This window comes from Thalassospira profundimaris WP0211 (assembly GCF_000300275.1).
Classification (GTDB): Bacteria; Pseudomonadota; Alphaproteobacteria; order Rhodospirillales; family Thalassospiraceae; genus Thalassospira; species Thalassospira profundimaris.
This window is the reverse complement of record NZ_AMRN01000002.1, coordinates 369,301-387,760: the sequence shown is the minus strand read 5'-3', so window position 1 is coordinate 387,760 and position 18,460 is coordinate 369,301. Positions and strand designations below refer to the sequence as shown.

At 52.8% G+C, this 18,460-nt stretch carries 17 protein-coding genes; 6 read left to right on the top strand and 11 right to left on the bottom strand.

Going from position 1 to position 18,460, the window contains the following annotated elements; genetic code table 11:
- Positions 1–61: 61 nt before the first annotated feature.
- Both carB and greA read left to right on the top strand, forming a co-directional pair.
- On the top strand, positions 62–3,304 hold the full coding sequence (carB, locus tag TH2_RS06040) for a carbamoyl-phosphate synthase large subunit (protein ID WP_008889521.1): 3,243 nt from the start codon (positions 62–64) through the stop codon (positions 3,302–3,304).
- A gap of 103 nt (positions 3,305–3,407) precedes the next feature.
- Positions 3,408–3,881 carry a transcription elongation factor GreA gene (greA, locus tag TH2_RS06035; protein ID WP_008889520.1) on the top strand — a complete coding sequence of 158 codons (474 nt, stop codon included), beginning with the start codon at positions 3,408–3,410 and terminating at the stop codon, positions 3,879–3,881.
- Between the two features lie 137 nt (positions 3,882–4,018).
- Here the strand turns inward: greA and TH2_RS06030 are convergent, their stop codons facing one another.
- From TH2_RS06030 to TH2_RS06020, 3 genes are all read right to left on the bottom strand, one after another.
- Complete coding sequence (locus tag TH2_RS06030) at positions 4,019–5,482, bottom strand: methyl-accepting chemotaxis protein (protein ID WP_008889519.1); 1,464 nt, start codon at positions 5,480–5,482, stop codon at positions 4,019–4,021.
- A 17-nt stretch (positions 5,483–5,499) separates the two neighbouring features.
- Positions 5,500–5,877 (bottom strand): hypothetical protein, encoded by a 378-nt coding sequence (locus TH2_RS06025; RefSeq protein ID WP_167549068.1) that lies wholly within the window; start codon positions 5,875–5,877, stop codon positions 5,500–5,502.
- 368 nt (positions 5,878–6,245) lie between these two features.
- On the bottom strand, positions 6,246–6,731 hold the full coding sequence (locus tag TH2_RS06020; protein ID WP_008889517.1) for an Lrp/AsnC family transcriptional regulator: 486 nt from the start codon (positions 6,729–6,731) through the stop codon (positions 6,246–6,248).
- Positions 6,732–7,076: 345 nt separating this feature from the next.
- Between TH2_RS06020 and trxB the strand changes: the two genes are divergently transcribed.
- Both trxB and TH2_RS06010 read left to right on the top strand, forming a co-directional pair.
- On the top strand, positions 7,077–8,027 hold the full coding sequence (trxB, locus tag TH2_RS06015; protein ID WP_008889516.1) for a thioredoxin-disulfide reductase: 951 nt from the start codon (positions 7,077–7,079) through the stop codon (positions 8,025–8,027).
- Between the two features lie 311 nt (positions 8,028–8,338).
- Positions 8,339–9,271 (top strand): LysR family transcriptional regulator, encoded by a 933-nt coding sequence (locus tag TH2_RS06010; RefSeq protein WP_008889515.1) that lies wholly within the window; start codon positions 8,339–8,341, stop codon positions 9,269–9,271.
- Positions 9,272–10,266: 995 nt separating this feature from the next.
- On the opposite strand, the gene TH2_RS06005 is transcribed toward TH2_RS06010, so the two are convergent.
- The 8 genes from TH2_RS06005 to TH2_RS05980 form a co-directional block, all read right to left on the bottom strand.
- A complete protein-coding gene (locus tag TH2_RS06005) occupies positions 10,267–10,629 on the bottom strand; it encodes a hypothetical protein (protein ID WP_008889514.1) in 363 nt (120 codons plus the stop codon).
- Positions 10,630–10,720: 91 nt separating this feature from the next.
- Positions 10,721–11,428 (bottom strand): hypothetical protein, encoded by a 708-nt coding sequence (locus TH2_RS06000; protein ID WP_008889513.1) that lies wholly within the window; start codon positions 11,426–11,428, stop codon positions 10,721–10,723.
- A 584-nt stretch (positions 11,429–12,012) separates the two neighbouring features.
- The gene (locus TH2_RS05995) at positions 12,013–12,471 is read right to left on the bottom strand and encodes a GntR family transcriptional regulator (RefSeq protein ID WP_040822772.1); all 459 of its coding nucleotides are present in this window, start codon (positions 12,469–12,471) and stop codon (positions 12,013–12,015) included.
- Positions 12,472–12,753 (bottom strand): winged helix domain-containing protein, encoded by a 282-nt coding sequence (locus TH2_RS20735; RefSeq protein ID WP_008889511.1) that lies wholly within the window; start codon positions 12,751–12,753, stop codon positions 12,472–12,474.
- Complete coding sequence (locus TH2_RS21215) at positions 12,750–12,911, bottom strand: hypothetical protein (RefSeq protein ID WP_157193868.1); 162 nt, start codon at positions 12,909–12,911, stop codon at positions 12,750–12,752. The genes TH2_RS20735 and TH2_RS21215 overlap by 4 nt, the downstream gene beginning before the upstream one ends.
- Positions 12,911–13,090 carry a helix-turn-helix domain-containing protein gene (locus TH2_RS20730; protein WP_008889510.1) on the bottom strand — a complete coding sequence of 60 codons (180 nt, stop codon included), beginning with the start codon at positions 13,088–13,090 and terminating at the stop codon, positions 12,911–12,913. Before TH2_RS20730 ends, TH2_RS21215 begins: the two co-directional genes overlap by 1 nt.
- Positions 13,091–13,200: 110 nt before the next feature.
- Entirely contained in the window at positions 13,201–14,013 is an 813-nt protein-coding gene (locus tag TH2_RS05985) for a hypothetical protein (protein ID WP_008889509.1), read from the bottom strand.
- A gap of 9 nt (positions 14,014–14,022) precedes the next feature.
- Positions 14,023–15,309: a tyrosine-type recombinase/integrase gene (locus tag TH2_RS05980; RefSeq protein ID WP_008889508.1), complete on the bottom strand. Its 1,287-nt coding sequence runs from the start codon at positions 15,307–15,309 to the stop codon at positions 14,023–14,025.
- A 400-nt stretch (positions 15,310–15,709) separates the two neighbouring features.
- On the opposite strand from TH2_RS05980, the gene TH2_RS05975 reads away from it, so the two are divergent.
- Together TH2_RS05975 and TH2_RS05970 are read left to right on the top strand one after the other, a co-directional pair.
- Complete coding sequence (locus TH2_RS05975) at positions 15,710–17,098, top strand: adenylate/guanylate cyclase domain-containing protein (RefSeq protein WP_008889507.1); 1,389 nt, start codon at positions 15,710–15,712, stop codon at positions 17,096–17,098.
- Positions 17,099–17,958: 860 nt separating this feature from the next.
- Positions 17,959–18,429 (top strand): Dps family protein, encoded by a 471-nt coding sequence (locus tag TH2_RS05970; protein ID WP_008889506.1) that lies wholly within the window; start codon positions 17,959–17,961, stop codon positions 18,427–18,429.
- The last annotated feature ends 31 nt before the right edge of the window (positions 18,430–18,460 follow it).

Sequence of the window (18,460 nt, the reverse complement as noted above, 5' to 3'; positions counted from 1 at the left end):
AACGGACTTAAACGAGGCGGTGCAGCCATAGCGCCTGCCCTTGCGAAAAGCGGAAAACGACATGCCGAAACGTACAGATATCAAATCAATCCTCATCATCGGTGCCGGCCCGATTGTTATTGGCCAGGCTTGCGAGTTTGACTATTCCGGTGCCCAGGCCTGTAAGGCCCTTAAGGAAGAAGGCTACCGCGTCATTCTGGTCAACTCGAACCCGGCGACCATCATGACCGACCCGAACCTGGCCGATGCGACCTATATCGAGCCGATCAAACCGGCCATGGTTGCCAAGATCATCGAAAAGGAACGCCCGGACGCGATCCTGCCGACCATGGGTGGTCAGACGGCGCTGAACACCGCACTTGCGCTGTTTAACGACGGCACGCTTGAAAAATACGGTGTCGAGATGATCGGTGCGAAAAAGCACGTCATCGAGAAGGCCGAAGACCGCCAGCTGTTCCGCGAAGCCATGGACAAGATCGGTCTTGAAAGCGCGCGCTCAGCCATGGTTCGCACCTTTGAAGATGCGGTCAAGGCACTTGAAGTCACCGGCCTTCCGGCGATTATCCGTCCAAGCTTCACCCTTGGCGGCGAAGGTGGCGGCATTGCCTATAACCGTGAAGAGTTCGAACAGATCGTGCGCAATGGTCTGGCGATCTCGCCGACCCACGAAGTGCTTATCGAAGAATCCATTCTCGGCTGGAAAGAGTATGAAATGGAAGTCGTCCGCGACAATGCGGATAACTGCATCATCATCTGCTCGATCGAAAACGTCGATCCGATGGGCATCCATACCGGCGACTCAATCACTGTCGCCCCGGCGCTGACCCTGACCGATAAAGAATACCAGATCATGCGCGACGCCTCGCTGGCGGTCCTGCGCGAGATTGGTGTTGATACCGGCGGCTCGAACGTTCAGTTCGCGGTCAACCCGGATGACGGTCGCCTGATCGTGATTGAAATGAACCCGCGCGTGTCGCGTTCTTCCGCCCTGGCATCGAAGGCAACCGGTTTCCCGATTGCCAAGATCGCTGCCAAGCTTGCGGTTGGATATACCCTCGATGAGCTTGATAACGACATCACCGGTGTCACCCCGGCCTCGTTCGAGCCGACCATTGACTATGTCGTCACCAAGATCCCGCGCTTCACCTTTGAAAAATTCCCGGGCGCCAAGCCGCTTTTGGGGACCGCGATGAAGTCGGTCGGCGAAGCCATGTCCATCGGTGGCTGCTTTGCCGAAAGCCTGCAGAAAGGTCTGCGGTCGATGGAGACCGGACTTACCGGCCTGAACGAAGTCAAAATCGAAGGCGCGCCGGACAAGGCCGCCATCCGTGCCAAGCTGACCCAGCCGATCCCGTTCCGTATCCTCTATGCGGCCCAAGCTTTCCGTCATGGCCTGACGCTTAAGGAAATTCAGGGTGCGACCAAATTTGACCCCTGGTACCTCAAGCAGATTGAAATGCTGGTCGCCGAGGAAGAAAAAGTTCGCGCAAACGGCATTCCGACCGACAAGCAGGAATTGCTGCGTCTGAAAAAGCTCGGCTTCTCGGACGCACGTCTTGCCGAACTGGCAGGCAAGGACGAAGACGCTGTTCGTGCGGATCGTCACGCCCTTGGCCTGCGCCCGGTTTACAAGCGCATTGATACCTGTGCGGCCGAATTCCCGTCTCGCACCTCGTACATGTATTCCATGTATGAAGGCGATGGTTTCGTTGAGCCGGAAAACGAGGCCGAAGTCACGGATCGCAAGAAAGTCATCATTCTTGGTGGTGGCCCGAACCGTATCGGTCAGGGCATCGAGTTCGATTACTGCTGTGTGCACGCAGCCTATGCGCTGCGCGAAGCCGGCATCGAAGCGATCATGGTCAACTGCAACCCGGAAACGGTTTCAACCGACTATGACACCTCGGATCGCCTGTATTTCGAACCGCTGACCGCCGAAGACGTGATCGAGCTTTGCCAGCTTGAACAAAGCAACGGCGAACTGCTTGGCGTTATTGTTCAGTATGGCGGCCAGACCCCGCTGAAACTTTCCGCGGCCCTTGAAAAGGCAGGCGTTCCGATCCTCGGCACCAGCCCGGACAGCATTGATCTTGCCGAAGACCGCGACCGGTTCCAGGCCCTGATCAACAAGCTTGGCCTGCGTCAACCGGCAAACGGCATTGCCCGTTCGGTTGACGAGGCCGTCAAAATCGCCGAAGGCATCGGCTACCCGATCGTCATCCGCCCAAGCTACGTTCTGGGTGGCCGCGCGATGGAAATCGTTCACACCACCGAAGACCTTCTGCGCTATATGCACGAAGCGGTTCAGGTTTCCGGCAAAAGCCCGGTTCTGATCGACAGCTTCCTGCAAGACGCGATCGAGATCGATGCTGACGCAGTGTCGGACGGCGAAAACGTCTTTGTCGCGGGCATCATGCAGCACATCGAAGAAGCCGGTATCCATTCCGGGGATTCGGCTTGCTCCCTGCCGCCCTACTCGCTTGATGAAGCGATGATCGCACGCCTTAAGGAACAGACTGTTCAGCTTGCCAAGGCGCTTGACGTTATTGGCCTGATGAACGTTCAGTTCGCGATCAAGGATGACATCATCTATCTGATCGAAGTGAACCCGCGTGCCTCGCGTACGGTGCCGTTCGTTGCCAAGGCAACCGGCAACCCGATTGCCAAGATCGGCGCGCGCATCATGGCAGGCGAAAAGCTCGGCGACTTTGAAATTGATCATGGTCCGTTCAAGCATATCGCGGTCAAGGAAGCGGTCCTTCCGTTCAACCGCTTCCCGGGCGTTGATACCTTGCTTGGCCCGGAAATGCGTTCAACCGGTGAAGTCATGGGTCTGGACACCGATTTCGGTCGCGCCTTTGCCAAGGCACAAATGGCCGCAGGCCATACGCTTCCGCTTGAGGGCAAGATCTTCATCTCGGTCAAAAACTATGACAAACCTGCTGCTGTTCAACTAGCGCGCGACGCCATTGCGCTTGGCTTTGGCATCGTTGCGACCCATGGCACAGCAGAAGCTCTTGAAAAAGAAGGGCTAGACGTCACCCCGGTCAATAAGGTACAGGAAGGACGTCCCCATATCGTGGACATGATGAAGAACGGCGATATCAAGCTGGTGTTCAACACCACCGAAAGCAAGCAGGCCGTGGTCGACAGTTTCTCGATCCGCCGTACTGCGCTTACCGATGACATCCCGTACTACACCACTGTCGCCGGTGCCCGCGCTACCCTGCGCGCCATCGACAACCTGAAACGCGGCGCACTTGAAGTCCGTCCCGTTCAGGAATATCTTGGGGACAAGTACTAAGGTTCTTAATCTGAACCAAAGGCAAGAATTCAGACCGCCCGGCGGGATGCCGGGCGGTTGATTTTGTAGTATCGACCGCTAATAAGAATAGGCTGTGAGCGCGATGGAAAAAGTACCAATGACCCCCCAGGGGCATCAGCGTCTCGAAGAAGAACTGAAGCATCGCAAGTCCGTCGAACGCCTTGAAATCATCAAGGCCATCGCGGATGCCCGCGAGCATGGCGATCTTTCGGAAAATGCCGAATACCATGCCGCCCGCGAACGCCAAAGTTTCTGCGAAGGTCGTATTGCCGAGCTCGAAGACGTGCTCAGCCGCTCCGAAGTTATCGACATCAAATCCCTTGCGGGTGATGTCGTGAAATTCGGCGCCAAGGTTCAGCTCGTTGACGAAGACACCGACGAGGAAACCACCTATCAGGTGGTTGGCCCGATCGAAGCCGACATCAACGCTGGTCGCATTTCGACCACGTCACCAATCGGCCGTGCGCTGATTGGCAAGTCGGTCGGTGACTCTGTCGAAGTCACCGTGCCCGGCGGCACCAAAAGCTATGAAATTCTCAAGGTCGATTTTTCCTGACCGGGAAACAACTGATGCGTATCAGGGCCCGGGCATTCCCCGGGCCTTTTTCATTTCAGAATTTCATCCGAGACACAGACAAAGAAAAAGCCGGGCAAATGCCCGGCTTTTTCGCAGGTTGGGACGCGTATTGCGATTTATCCCGATTTCGCCAACTGATCGAGAACCTCTTCAACATTTTGGTTCAGATCGGATGCTTCCGAACCAAGGTGATCCGCACTGCCCAAAAGCTCTGTTGCGGTTTCCCCCGTTTGATCGGAAATTTCAGAAAGCTGATGGATCAGGTCCGAAAGATCGCGGGTAGCGTCAACCGTGACATTCAGGCTTTGCGCAATCTCACGCGTTGCGCCCTGCTGTTGTTCCATCGTTGCTGAAATCGTGGTTGTGACTTCAACCAAATCGCCAATGGTTTCCGAAACCCCGTTTACGGCCGAAACGGAATCCCCCGTCGCCGCCTGAATTTCAGAAATCTGCTGGGCAATCTCATCGGTCGCACGTGCTGTCTGGTTGGCAAGGTTCTTGACCTCGTTGGCCACAACCGCAAAGCCTTTGCCCGCTTCACCGGCACGCGCCGCCTCAATCGTGGCATTGAGTGCCAGCAGATTGGTCTGGGACGCAATATCGGTAATCAGGTTGACGACTTCACCAATTTTCTCGGCCGCCTTGGACAACCATTCGATCCGCTCGCTTGCGGTTGAGGAACGCGCAACCGCATTGTCGGTGATTTCACGGGCGCGCACGATCTGACGCGAAATCTCGTCGGCGGATGCGTTGATTTCTTCCACCGCAGAGGCCGCCGACTGAACATTCTGCGAGGTTTCCTCGGACGCATGAACCGCACCGAGCGATGCTTCGCGGCCCGTGCGTGCGCGATCATTAAGGCGCTGCGCACGCTTCTGCAATTGAACCGATTCCGCATCCACGGCACCGGCAGATTTCCCAATCATCTTGGTGATCTGATCTGCCAGTTCGCGCTTGAAGTTATCGCGTTCAATGTTGCGCTGTTTACGAAGCTGTTCGTTCTGGGCCAGCAAATCCTGTGCAGATTTGGCGGCCTCTTCGGCTTCGCTCCGCGCGATATCAGCATGCGCCAACGTCGAATAAAGGCTTTTGCACGACCAGACCAGAACCCCGGCCTCAACAATCACCACCACCGCATGCAAAACCACACGGAAGAAATCGGCACCTTCCGGAAAGACCCAATAGGGTACAACAAAGTTCAGGATCAGGTGGTGCAGGGCAATCACGCCGGTCGCAACAACAATCGTTTTCCAGCACACCAGCGCGCCAAGCACGGCGAGTGCTGCAAAGAAATACATATGAATGTCGATCTGCCATTCATGTCCGCGGAAGGCATAGACGAGCACCGCGACCTGCAAAATCATTGCAGAAGAAACTATAAAGCGCGAAATCTGGGCCTGCGGTCCGGCAGCACGGCAAACGACGAAGGCGACAGCCGCAAAAAGCGCACTGGCGATCAATGGCGAAACCGCGTCACTGCTGGCGAAAAATCCGGCGACCGCACTTAGCGGAATATGGATTGCCAGAATGACGAACAAGGCCTTGATCGCATTCGCGCGAATTTCGACTAACTTTTCCATAGGTTCAAACCCGATTATCAAAAGGCGTTTTTGGAGGCGTCAGCATCAAAACAGACCGACGCAATCAAGGGAGAAAGGGTAAACAAAGCACCGAAATCGTCGGCTTCTGGCACCACACCATCGTCATGCACGACAACAGCCATATGCCCAAAACCGCCAAACCTCGTAACGCGACCGCCAGAAGCACCCACCCGTTCAAGGATCTCTGCCTCGGTCATGTCAAACGGGAACACCATCCCAACCCCCTGAAGCGATTCAGAAGGGCGATAGGACAGAATTACAAGCAGCACCACACCCGCAAAGGCAAACAGCCCGGTTGGCACAATCCCGCGCCAGCCATCTTCTTCCGAAGACAATCTTGGCGTCACGTCCGTATGTTTTTGAAATAATTCCAATTACTATCCCAAAATATAAAACTGATCTCGAATGGATAGGCACTCTTTATGTATGCACTATACCGGCAAGCAACAAGGACACTTTGGCGAGATGTTTCTGCGCCCTAAAGAAAATGTTCTTTGAAATCGGAGAAAATGGCCGTCTATCTGGGATTATTTACGCAAACCATCTGATACGGATCATGTTAACTGCCAAATAAATGGCGTCTTTGATCAGGCGCAATGGCACATAGCAATATGTATAGGTCGATTAGGATTGATTAGATTTCCCGCGCGGTAAAATGGCGCAAAACAAATAAACCGGCGCTTCTGGGCGCCGGTTTCTGCGGGGTTCGTCAGGGATGTCAGATGTCGTAAAAACTGACTAATCAGTCTTCGACCTCAATATCGATCGGCACACCGGGCATGTTTTTCGCGGTGCGAATCGAAAGTGCCGATTTAACGTGATTGACGTTCTCGGCAACTGTCAGTTCGGTGGTCAGGAATTTCTGATATTCATCCCAGCTGTGCGAGACGATTTTCAGAAGAAAGTCCATTTCACCCGCCACCATGTGGCATTCGCGGACTTCTGGCCAGGCGGCCGCACGGGCTTCAAACGCACGCAGATCATGTTCTGCCTGGCTGGCAAGCCCGACCATTGCAAACACAGTCACGTTGTAGCCCAGCGCCTGCGCATCCACATCGGCATGATAGCCCTGAATGAAACCGGTTTCCTCGAGTGCGCGCACACGACGCAAACAGGGGGGCGCTGAAATACCTGCACGGCGTGCAAGTTCCACATTGGTCATGCGGCCATCTTCCTGCAGATCGCGCAAAATTCTGCGGTCGATCTTGTCGAGTTTGACCCGTTGCATTTATTCCTCGATTCTGTGCGCGAAACTTACCCCGATTGAAACAATATTACAGCGAGGCAAGTTGCTGGCAATAATATAATCCGCATCAGAATGCAATCTTGTGCTTGGATGCCGTAACTGAAAACGCTGAAAAATCTGCTTTTTGGCGCAAATTTCCGCCATCCTGCACGACCATTCCGATACGCTTCGATGTCACAATGAAACTACCTGTTTCAAACGTAAAATTTCATCATTCAAAAAACGCGAAACAAGCTGCTCAAACTTTGCGTGAAGCGGTTGCGTCTTGCCCGGACTGCCCATATGTTCGATCTCTGTTTTTACTCATCTCGGACGTATACAAAGAACATGGCCCAGGAACATCAGACCAAAGTCCTCATCATTGGCTCCGGCCCTGCCGGGTACACCGCAGCGATCTATGCCGCGCGCGCGAACCTTGAACCTATGATGGTGATGGGTCTTCAGCCGGGTGGCCAGTTGACGATCACAACTGATGTCGAAAACTATCCGGGCTTCGCGGATGTCATTCAGGGTCCTTGGCTGATGGACCAGATGAAGGCACAGGCCGAGCATGTCGGCACCAAAATGGTGCATGACCTGATCACCGAAGTCGATTTCTCCAAACGTCCGTTCGTCTGCAAGGGCGACTCCGGCGATACCTATATCGCAGATACGGTCATCATCTCGACCGGCGCGCAGGCACGCTGGCTTGGCCTCCCGGGCGAAGAAAAATTCAACGGCCGTGGCGTTTCGGCCTGCGCGACCTGTGATGGTTTCTTCTATCGCAACAAGCCGGTCACGGTTGTCGGTGGCGGTAACACCGCGGTTGAAGAAGCCCTTTATCTTGCCGGTATCTGCTCCAAGGTCACCCTGATCCATCGTCGCGATGAACTGCGTGCGGAAAAAATGCTTCAGGACCGTTTGCTCAAGCATGAAAAGATCGAGGTCGTCTGGGACAGTGTGGTTGAAGACATTCTCGGCGGCGATGGCCCGATGGACGGTGTTGAAGGTGTGCGCGTACGCAATGTCAAAACCGATGCGCTGCTTGATATTCCGGCGGACGGTTTCTTTGTTGCCATCGGCCATGATCCGGCAACGGCTGTGTTCAAAGGCCAGGTCAACATGGATGACGAGAACTATATCCTCGTCAAGCCGGGCAGCACGGTGACCAATATCGAAGGCGTCTTTGCCGCAGGCGACGTCACCGACAAGGTCTATCGTCAGGCGGTAACTGCGGCTGGCATGGGCTGCATGGCCGCCCTTGAGGCAGAAAAGTTCATCGCAGAGCAAGAAGCCTGATCTTCTAGCGTAAATGAGCCTAAAGACCAAAGGGGACGCATCTGGCGTCCCCTTTTTTAATCGTTTCAAACGGCCGCGATCCGGCCAATTGACTGACATTGCGTCGAAAACCGCACCCCGCCATGGACTTTGCAGGAAAATGTCTTCTTGCAGAAAATGTCACAGGCCTCATATTGATTGAATAATCATGCACTTGGTCAAAGCTTGTGATGCACTTAATAGTGTGGAAACCAAATTGGCCATAAAAGAAGAGAACAATTATCAGGGGTCCTGCGCATCGACCGTGCGCTGGCACATCTAGGAGCAGGTCTATGGACTGGGACAAGCTGCGTGTTTTTCACGCTGTTGCCGAAGCCGGGAGCTTCACCCACGCAGGGGAAAACCTTAATCTGAGCCAGTCGGCCGTCAGCCGACAGATCAGCGCACTCGAAGAAAGCGTGAAAGTCCCGCTTTTCCATCGCCATGCGCGTGGCCTGATCCTGACAGAACAGGGCGAGTTGCTGTATCGCACGGCACATGATGTTTTTGCCAAGCTTTCCATGGCAGAAGCCCGCATTCGCGAATCAAAGGAACGGCCGAGCGGTCCGCTCAAGGTCACGACAACCGTTGCCTTCGGTTCGACCTGGCTAACGCCGCGCATCAACGAGTTCCTTGAACGCTATCCGGAAATCGAACTGTCGCTGGTGCTCAATGACGAGGAACTCGATCTTGCCATGCGTGAGGCAGACGTTGCCATCCGCATGCAGCCACCCCGTCAGGCCGACCTGGTTCAGCGTCAACTCATGACACTGCGCTATCATGTGTTTGCATCGCCGGAATATATCAAGCAACACGGCATGCCCAAAACACCAGAAGAGCTCAAGGACCATCGCCTGATCATCTATGGCGCGGATGCCCGTCCGCCAGTTTCCAACGTCAACTGGATGATGGCAACCGCACAGCAGTTCAAACCGGACATGCGCCCGATCCTGAAGCTGAACAATATCTATGGCATCTTCCGCGCCACCGAATCCGGTCTTGGTATTTCGGCACTGCCCGATTATTTGCTGCCAACCAACAGCAATCTGGTCCGCATTTTGCCGGAACTCGAAGGGCCAAGCTTCGATGCCTATTTCGTCTATCCGGAAGAACTGCGGCACTCCAAACGTATCGCGGTGTTCCGTGACTTCCTGATCGAGGAAATTTCAAAGGTCAAGGCAAAGGCCGCGGCAGCCGCCAGTGCAACTGCCACGACCGAGAAATAGAATTCCGGACATCTTTTATCCGATTCTGCAACAGCCCGGCCCTGCCGGGCTGTTGGCGTTTATGGGGTGTTTTGCCAATACCGGGGCACATCAAATATCAGTCGTGCCATAATGTCTTAAAATTGCTGACATTTTATTGTCATGCACCTGACGCATGGTTGACTTGTAGTCATTCTATTTTTGGTCCATCCAAGGATCACTTATATTCATATCATAAGTTGTGAGCATCCGCACAAAGCGAGCTTGCTCCGGCTTCCTGATCTTTGGACGATCCGTCCGCCGGAACGATATCCGGCCTGGAATCTTCAAGAGATTCCCTACGTCTCCCAGACGTAAGCCTCCCTGTTGATCTTGCCGGTAGCTCCCCCGCTACCGGCTTTTTTTTGTGCCCCTGCACAATGAATTATCCCCGCAAACAGTGATCTAGCCAGAAAACCGTCAGAACGAACTCTTAAAACCGTATAAATATCATATACTTGACATCATTCTAAACGTCCCCGTATATTTATGCAGAAAATGCATGGCTGAAAAAGCAATTTGGCAGTGGTCATTATCGTCAAAAACGCTATCTTCTCCCTCGAACCGCAGCGGAACACTCCGCACCGCGGTACAGAGTTTTCTCCCTGACCGATTATGTCGGTCTTTAGCCGGACGCCCTGTCCGGCTTACCCAGGGCCCTGCGAAGGGTCCTACGTCTCCCAGACGTGAAGCCTCCCTGATAAACTTGCCGGATACTCTATGTATCCGGCTTTTTTTTGCCTTGTTTCCACCTCTGGGGACTATCTGGGGACTAATTTGCAGAAACTCGGCATGGTTTCCGAGGCAATCACACAGGCCGCTTAACGCCACGCTGGCAATTGTCCCACGCCCTCACATACGATGTCGGAAAATTCTTCCTGCCCGGATTCTTGCGCCTTTTTTACGGCTAAGGAAAATTGGGGAATAAAACCTACCAGACACTCTAGGTTAGGCAACAAATAGCTTTTGCTCGTAAGCTATTTACTCAGTTGATCAACTTTCTCGATGCTGATGTAAACCCGCGACCCTCTAATTTCGACGGTTCCACGACCTGAGATAGTGCACAGCTCATTGTAGGACACTATGAAGCTAGGATTATCGCACTCCGCCTCAATTCGCTCCCGGCTATCTCTTCCAGCATCGACCGTAACTCCGAATGGATCGCGATTATTGTCATAGAACGTAAACTCCCGCTCTCGGCTATCGTACTTGATCCGACCCGAAAACTGCACCGCTGTCCTATCCATCGTCGATAGATAATCAGTTAGCGAAACTGGTTCCGCCAATGCAGGCGAGATATCAATCAGCAGAACAATCACTAGATAGATGAGCTTTTGCATGTCACCTCTCTGCTCGCCGGGAAATTTAGTATTCGACTTATTTTAGCTGCTTACCAATGGCTATGGATTAACGCTCTCGCAACCGATAGTCTCATTTTGTTTTGGGTTTTATCTCGTATGAAAAGTCGTCTCGGAAATGCTTTAACACTTTGAATTTTATTGATTTATTATCGTAGTCTAGGACCTCTATACTAGCGCCTTTGTAACCAATGACATTGGATTTCTCCATGTCGTATTCAACGTTATTGGTAAATGCACCTCTGGCGGTATCGTTTTGAAACTCCCGATAAGAGATGTTTATCTTTTCTCCAACAGAGCCGTTGTAAATCAACGTTTGTTGGAAACTTTGATTATCCCTTGCGGTTAGCTCTTCGACTTTCATCTGACCGCCATAGCAGGATGCTGACTGGTAAGATACAGAGGTAACGCATACTTCGTTGTCTTTCTTCGTATGCAAGGCAATCGGAGGGTCGATCAAGCCCGGAAGGTAAACAACACTCTGACCTTTGGTGTTGGTGGTAGAGAAATACGGATTACCTTTGTAGTCACCAATCCGAATATAAGACCCCGGCGGAATATCGTATGCAACCCCGTCGATCAGGTGAGATAACGTAAGAAATTCCGTCGTTACTCGCCTGCCTTGGTTAAGCATGTAGTCCCCAACAGAAGCCTCTTGTACTTCGTTAATGGCAGGCTCGGAAAACAGTTCTGTCTTGCCGCTGTAATTGTAGTTAATGGAGGAACATGCCGACACAGCAGAAAGCAACACAAAGAGGCTTAACAGTTTCGCGATTTTCATTTTATCCCCTTTTTTACCGCTACCGGAAATTCATCTGACAGAAGCGCACAGCAATATCTTTCAACATTGTTCAACAGCATATCGCGTAGAAGCTGTATGACAACAAACTAATACCCGAATTTCCATCTGGCTGGGCAATGTTCGATTTCTGAGCCGCCAGAAAACCTATTTTCCTCTCGCGTAACGATGTCAGAAAAATCTTGAGGCCCGGATTGTTGCCCCTTTTTTTACGGATACGAAAAACTCGCCCACAAACCGGATAGCCGCCCTTTTTTCGGTTTCACGAAATTATCCGCAAGGCCTTCTTGTTCGCATGTGACTATGGAAAAATCTTCCCCCGCCATTTCACCGCTTCTAAAAATTCCAACAATCGGACCAACCGTCTTCTCGCGATACCGTTTCTAAAAATTCGGCGCGTCCCCACATGGTAAACTATATGTGTCGCAAAAGTTGATACCGTCAAAGCAGCGGTTTTTGTGGTTTCGGTATTAAAAATTAAGACCGTAAGGGCCTATTTGCCGGGGAAGATGATACCGCCGGTCTCAACAGGTGAGACCGACAGTATTAAAATCTGATACCGGGTTTTAATTTTCCGGTCTCCATCTGGCATATTCTTTGGTTGGCAATTCATCCCCCAATGGCTGATTGGTCAGAATCCATGTTGTCGCATGACGGGTTTTGCGCGTGAATGTGCCTTTGACTGCTACCTTGATCCAGCCAAGCCGTTGCAATTCCCAAATCGCCTTGTTTGCCGTGTTATCCGCACATCCCAGACGACTGCCAAGTTCCCGGACAGAAAAACTGATTTCGCCATTATTTCGACCATCATATCGGCGACGAAACTCCATTAATGACGCTTTGCCCAGTAAGGACATTTCGCGATAGGCAGGGCAGTCCATTTCGAAATGCTCCAGCTTCACAAAACGGCTTTGCTGATTGCGCCCATTTGGCAAAAGCTTGTTGCGTCTACTGTTACCCATTCTGCCACCCTCCTGCATGACCGGAAAGGTGGCGGGGGCAATTACGCCCCCACCGCCAGACATTCATTCTACGACCTCGATACGGGATTTTAGGACATAACGCGCATGTGTGCCGGGATAAGGGCCACCGTGCGGCTCATTCACCGTCTCGATATCAAGACCGTATTCGGTCCGAAGGGTAAATATATATGCTGACCAGCGGGGGCCAGGATTATCTATCGGCGTAACCCCGCGCTTTCCAGCCCTTAGCAATTCCGCAAGTGCCCACGCCACCCGGCCATTGGCAACACGCGCCCAGCCTGCACCGGGCAAGCGAAAACGCATTGTTTGCTTTGGATGTTTCATTTCACACCCTCCAGCATTGCCCCGGCTATATCCGCCAGCGGAAACAGGAATTGTGCAAACGGGTAAGCTGCGTTAAACTGAGATTGTCTGATAGTTAGAAGACCCGTAGCCCGGATATCGCCCGCCAGCGATACCGGGCTTTTAATTTGAATCGTCATTAGCTGCCCTCCTGATTTTCAGAGACGCCTGCAAGCGCATACACCGATTGGCGTTTGATCAGGGTGCGACGGCCAATCTTGACCGCCTCCAGCTTCCCAGACTGAATTAGAAGATATGCTGTCGTACGACCGATAGATAGCAGCCGACATGCATCTGGAATTGAATATAACAACGTCATCTCGTTACCTCATGTTTGTACGCATCATTGCGTGAACAAGAGGACTTTGACGGATTCAATTCGCTGCGAAAACTTGGGGAAAAGGGATTAATTAATTATTTCGGGATTAATTATTTGAGTTGTTTTTCCCTCATTTCCCTTGCCGCTTTTATCAGGTCATCGACCCCATAATCTTTTCGGATAGTGTCTTGCCCGAGAGGTATTTTTGCTTCACTCAAATCTTCGGCAATAACGCTATAAATCGCATTGTCACATCTTGGCTTGTTGAGGTACGTGTCAAATTTTCCTGCCATTGCTAAGATAATTATCCGCTTATAGACAGGTGTTTTATCCTTTTTAGGACGACCGGTTTTCGACACCTCAGACACCTCAGACACTCCACAGTATTGATAGATATCGTTCTCGGCACCGACACAATCTCTATGAACGCGGCTACTGATCGGAAACAGTGCAATAACAGCATCTGTTTTGAACTGGACATGCCCATACCAACCGCAAAAACCAAAATCTACTCGGCTGTATGGTTGCTGATAGTTCCAACGTTCGAACAACTCCCAATATGATTGGGCAATATCAATCAAGTCTTTTTCTAAAGGCCCCCAACCGGCATCTTCTGTATTTCCTGCATCTTCTAAACCACGCGCTCTTAACTCTCCCATTATCAGAGCCTTTTTCAGCTCTGCCTCTTCATTGTGAAACATATTGAAAGGCACCCACTCAGGAATGTGGCCCTCATCTTCTTCCCGACGGGCAAGAACATCGTCGTAAAGAAAACTACCTTCCAACGCCGCCGATTTTAGAGGCGGTAGACCGAAGGCAATCCAACGCAAAGCCTCGTATATATCCATTGTCGGCTTGATAAAACTTTCTGCACTGGTTTCGCCATAAAGAAAATCACCGCCAGATTGTGTATTATTGGTCATCTGAAGCCCTCACTGAACACTGGTAGCAAAATGCAACGGAACGACATTAGCCGCGCACCCCTGAACCATCATCGCTAGGCGATCCGCCCACCGCTGCAAGGCATCGCGTTTTTCCGGCCAGTATTCATGGGTATTATAGGTGCCTTCCAGTGACGGGGTGGCATGGTTCAACACCCGTTCGGCTACCTCTCTTGATACTCCCAGAATGGCAAAATTTGTCCGCACCGTCCGGCGGATATCGTGAAACACCCAGCCGGTCACACCGCTTTCGCGGTCTATGATTTCCTTAAGTCGCCGGGTTCCCGCATAGGGCTTTTGCCCGTTGGACGTAAAGACCGGGGCGGTGGCGGCATCGGACAGGCGCGGCAAGTCTGCCAGAAGGCTTTCAAACAGGCCGGAAACCGGCACGATATGGTCACGCTTGGATTTATTGCGTTCGCCGGGGATGACCCATGCCATACCGCCCGCCGCTTGCGCCCCGTCCCGGCATCCTGCACGTGCTGCATGGCGGATTTCGTCCCATGTCATGCACCGGACTTCATCACGGCGCTGCCCGGTTAGAATAAGCGTTTTCAGATAAGGCCCCGACGGATAGGGCAATTTGTCCGCCGCCTGCCAGATTGCAATCAGTTCGGCGTCCGAAAGGGTCCGGTTGCGCGGCTTTTCAATCTTGCGCCGTTTCACCGCCGCCGCCGGGTTGGCATCAAGATATTCCCGTTCAATCGCCCAGTTGAACGCGGCAATCAGATTGCTGCGCACCCGGTTCACTTGCGCGGTAAAGCCCTTGTCATTCTGCAAATGGTCCAGAAGGGCAACAATATCGGCACGGCGCAAATCCGAAAGCGGCAATCGCCCGATTACCGGGTAAACATGATTTTCAAACATGCGTTCGGTTTCCAGCCATTTGCGCTGGTTTTGCTTGCAATAGGCATCGACATAGCGACGCAAGAGGGACTCGACTGTCTGGGGGCGCTTGGCGGCTTGTTCGGCCTCTGCCCGCTGGCGGGCTTCCTTATCGGGCAGGTCGGTGCCTTCTTTGGCGCTTGCGGTGATTTCCGCCGCCTTTTTCCGGGCACTGGCAAGGGTCATGCCGACTTTGGGGTCTGCCTGCACATAGCGGCCCAGTGTGACGCGCTTTTGCTTCCCGGCAATGGAATAACGCACCGCCCACGAACAGGCCCCGTCACTCGACATTCGGAATACCAGCCCCGCCCCGGAATCGTCGGTGACTTCCAGACGCCCATTAGGCGGTGGTTTCAGGGTCGCAAGGAAACGGTCGGTAAGGCGCTTTCGCATGGCCGGTCACTCCTGCCCCGTTTCCGGGGACTAGCTGGGGACTAATTTGCATCCGTTTCGCGACAATTGCATACAATTTCAGGCGAACGATAACGAACACTAAAGCCATGATATATTTATTTAAAACCGAACAAAAGCGAATTTTGACGTGAAGCCTCGAACGCTATATTTCATCACTCCCAGACGTGAAGCCTCCCTGATAAACTTGCCGGGCACATTTGTTGCCCGGCTTTTTTTTGCCTTATCGGCTTCCTCGCATCCTCCCCATTGCACCAGCTCGCACGCAGCTGTGATCAGCCGTCACCCGATCTCGACTTGGCAAGTGCCGCCCTTGGTTTCACTATGGTCAATCAATGTGTCCAATAGGGACACCCATCTGCATGATCGGGACATCGGCTCCATGAAAAGCACGCTGAGCGCCTTCCTGTTTGGCAAGAATGCCAACAGTCACTTGCCAGAGCGCGTCCAGAGCGCGATCGAAAAACAACAATATGAAAGCGAAAAGCTGATCGGCTGGGTTCAGCTGTTGCTGGTCACGATCTTTGCAAGCCTCTATGCCATCTCCCCCAAAACCGTGATGTCCGATGGCATCCATCCTGTGCCATGGGCATTGGGGCTGTATTACCTGTTTACCCTCAAACGCCTTGCCCTGACCTATCGCAACAAACTCTCGACCTGGTTCCTGACTGCTTCAGTGATCGCCGATATCGGGCTTCTGATGGTCCTGATCTGGAGCTTCCATATCCAGTACATGCAACCGGCGAGCTTCTATCTCAAAGCACCGACCGTGCTCTATGTCTTCATCTTCATTGCGTTGCGCAGCCTGCGCTTTGATCCGCGCTATATCCTGATAGCTGGCGGGACAGCAGCGGCAGGCTGGATCATCCTGACTGGCTATGTCATCTGGTCGGAGGGCGGCAAAAGCATGATCACGCGTGATTATGTGACCTACCTGACCTCAAACTCGATCCTGATCGGGGCTGAAATTGACAAGATTATCGCAATTTTGCTGGTTACCGCTGTTCTGACCGTCGCCGTGATGCGGGCCAAAAGATCGTTTATCCGGGCTGTCACGGATGAAATTGCCGCCCGCGATCTGTCGCGCTTTGTGTCACCCGAAATTGCCGATCGCATCACCCATGCCGAACAACAGATCCGGCCGGGCGACGGTGAAGCAGTCAACGCGACGGTAATGTTTACCGACATCGAAGGTTTTTCATCAATCGCCGAAAAGCTCGCGCCAAAAGAACTGGCCACCATGCTCAATGAATATTTCACCGAAACCAACGCGGTGATTTCGCATTTTGGCGGGGTCATCACCCAGTTTGAAGGTGATGCAATGCTGATCACCTTTAATGCCGTGACCCCCGATACCGATCACGCACTCAACGCCGTGCGCACCGCCCTTGCCATTCAGGAACTCGCCAATCGGCGCATTTATTCTCATGGCGGGCAGTTGAAAACCCGCTGCGGGATCAATTCCGGTGAAATTGTTCTGGGTGCGGTTGGCTCCGAAAGCCGCCTGACCTTTACGGTGCATGGTGACAACGTCAATATCGCATCCCGGCTTGAGGCACTGAACAAGGAGTTCGGCACCTATATCCTTGCAACAGAGGATACTGTACGTGCGTGCGGCAACCACGACGATATTCCGGCATGGACGCCGCGCGGTGATGTCACGGTGCGGGGTCGGGAAAACCCGACAAAGATCTTCTCGCTCACACCAATCAAAATCACCGGTCACACGCCAGTGCAAGACACGGCCCGCCAAACGGCATCGCGCGCCTGAAAATCGTTACCGAACGGCACATCCCGGACAAATTAAAAGCCCGGGGAGCTGTAAGCTCGCCCGGGCTTTGGGGACAGATGGTCTTGGGGAGACCTGTCAGATGCGCTGCCTTGCCCGTGGGGTGCATGACGCCTTGGGGGATAAGGGCGTCCGTTCCGGGCCTCGATGCGCCGTGAGGGAGGGGCACGGCATCGAAGTTTTCGCATCCGACAGTTAGGAATATGCCTTTGAAATGCGGCTCAAAATACGGTGTCTGATGACCATTTGGGGGCAAATTGGGGCAATTGCGGCGGCGCTGATATGGGGTGATCTTGCTGCCCCGCCATCCGGACAAAAAAGTGGGGCGGGATAAAACCCGCCCCAATCTATTCGGGGTCATTCATGGTCTTGGGGAGACCAAGTCAGCCGGGGTATTTCAGGTGGGGGAACAACCTGAAACCATTTGGGCCAGTATCGTGAGGGGGGACAGAGACTGCTGACCACGTCCTCGACTGACAGTTGTGAATATGCCCGGAAATCAAGGCGGGAAAACAGGTCACATTGGGCCATTTCAGGGCGAATTGTGTTCCAATAAAGGCATATGAAACTCAACCCATTGATTTCATTGAGTCCAGCAAATGCTACCTCACACCAAAATATCTGATATTCTTTTTTTGACTAGGATTTTCGCGACACACCAACGACCGGTTTTAGCCACACTGAAGGCTCACTGAAATATCCCTACTTTCTGTAATAGAATTGCCCTATCGCAAACAGTTAAACAATCAATTGGTGTAATTAAGAGTTATCACCCATACTCTCTTCAAGACAAAGAGAGCACATTAGCCCGCTTGGTTTGAAAGCGGCGAAAGGAGATAGATATGCAGATCGATATTGGCATCAATGAATCCAACCGTACCGCTATCGCCGACGGCCTTGGCCGCGTTCTGGCCGACAGCTATGCGCTATATCTAAAAACGCACAATTTCCACTGGAACGTCACCGGCCCGATGTTCCAGACCCTGCACACCATGTTCGAAGAGCAGTACACCGAACTGGCGACCGCGATTGACGAAGTTGCGGAACGCATCCGTTCGCTGGGCGCCTATGCCCCGGCCAGCTTCTCGGCCTACGGCGAATTGACAGCGATCAAGGAAGAAAAGGGCGTGCCTGCCGCCAAGGACATGATTGCGCAACTGGTCGAAGGCCATGAAACCGTGATCAAGACCGCGCGTTCGCTCTATCCGATTTGCGATAGCTCGGATGACGACGCCACTGCAGACCTTCTGACCGCCCGCATTCAGGTTCATGAAAAAACCGCCTGGATGCTGCGTTCCCTGCTTGAAGGCTAAGCACCGACTTTTCGCGTCCCCAACGCAAAAC

What these genes read in the sequence shown, in the direction of transcription:
- carB (WP_008889521.1), top strand. Translation starts at nt 62, where the DNA reads ATGCCGAAACGTACAGATATCAAATCAATCCTCATCATCGGTGCCGGC.
- greA (WP_008889520.1), top strand. Translation starts at nt 3,408, where the DNA reads ATGGAAAAAGTACCAATGACCCCCCAGGGGCATCAGCGTCTCGAAGAA.
- TH2_RS06030 (WP_008889519.1), bottom strand. Translation starts at nt 5,482, where the DNA reads ATGGAAAAGTTAGTCGAAATTCGCGCGAATGCGATCAAGGCCTTGTTC.
- TH2_RS06020 (WP_008889517.1), bottom strand. Translation starts at nt 6,731, where the DNA reads ATGCAACGGGTCAAACTCGACAAGATCGACCGCAGAATTTTGCGCGAT.
- trxB (WP_008889516.1), top strand. Translation starts at nt 7,077, where the DNA reads ATGGCCCAGGAACATCAGACCAAAGTCCTCATCATTGGCTCCGGCCCT.
- TH2_RS06010 (WP_008889515.1), top strand. Translation starts at nt 8,339, where the DNA reads ATGGACTGGGACAAGCTGCGTGTTTTTCACGCTGTTGCCGAAGCCGGG.
- TH2_RS06005 (WP_008889514.1), bottom strand. Translation starts at nt 10,629, where the DNA reads ATGCAAAAGCTCATCTATCTAGTGATTGTTCTGCTGATTGATATCTCG.
- TH2_RS06000 (WP_008889513.1), bottom strand. Translation starts at nt 11,428, where the DNA reads ATGAAAATCGCGAAACTGTTAAGCCTCTTTGTGTTGCTTTCTGCTGTG.
- TH2_RS05995 (WP_040822772.1), bottom strand. Translation starts at nt 12,471, where the DNA reads ATGTCTGGCGGTGGGGGCGTAATTGCCCCCGCCACCTTTCCGGTCATG.
- TH2_RS20735 (WP_008889511.1), bottom strand. Translation starts at nt 12,753, where the DNA reads ATGAAACATCCAAAGCAAACAATGCGTTTTCGCTTGCCCGGTGCAGGC.
- TH2_RS21215 (WP_157193868.1), bottom strand. Translation starts at nt 12,911, where the DNA reads ATGACGATTCAAATTAAAAGCCCGGTATCGCTGGCGGGCGATATCCGG.
- TH2_RS20730 (WP_008889510.1), bottom strand. Translation starts at nt 13,090, where the DNA reads ATGACGTTGTTATATTCAATTCCAGATGCATGTCGGCTGCTATCTATC.
- TH2_RS05985 (WP_008889509.1), bottom strand. Translation starts at nt 14,013, where the DNA reads ATGACCAATAATACACAATCTGGCGGTGATTTTCTTTATGGCGAAACC.
- TH2_RS05980 (WP_008889508.1), bottom strand. Translation starts at nt 15,309, where the DNA reads ATGCGAAAGCGCCTTACCGACCGTTTCCTTGCGACCCTGAAACCACCG.
- TH2_RS05975 (WP_008889507.1), top strand. Translation starts at nt 15,710, where the DNA reads ATGAAAAGCACGCTGAGCGCCTTCCTGTTTGGCAAGAATGCCAACAGT.
- TH2_RS05970 (WP_008889506.1), top strand. Translation starts at nt 17,959, where the DNA reads ATGCAGATCGATATTGGCATCAATGAATCCAACCGTACCGCTATCGCC.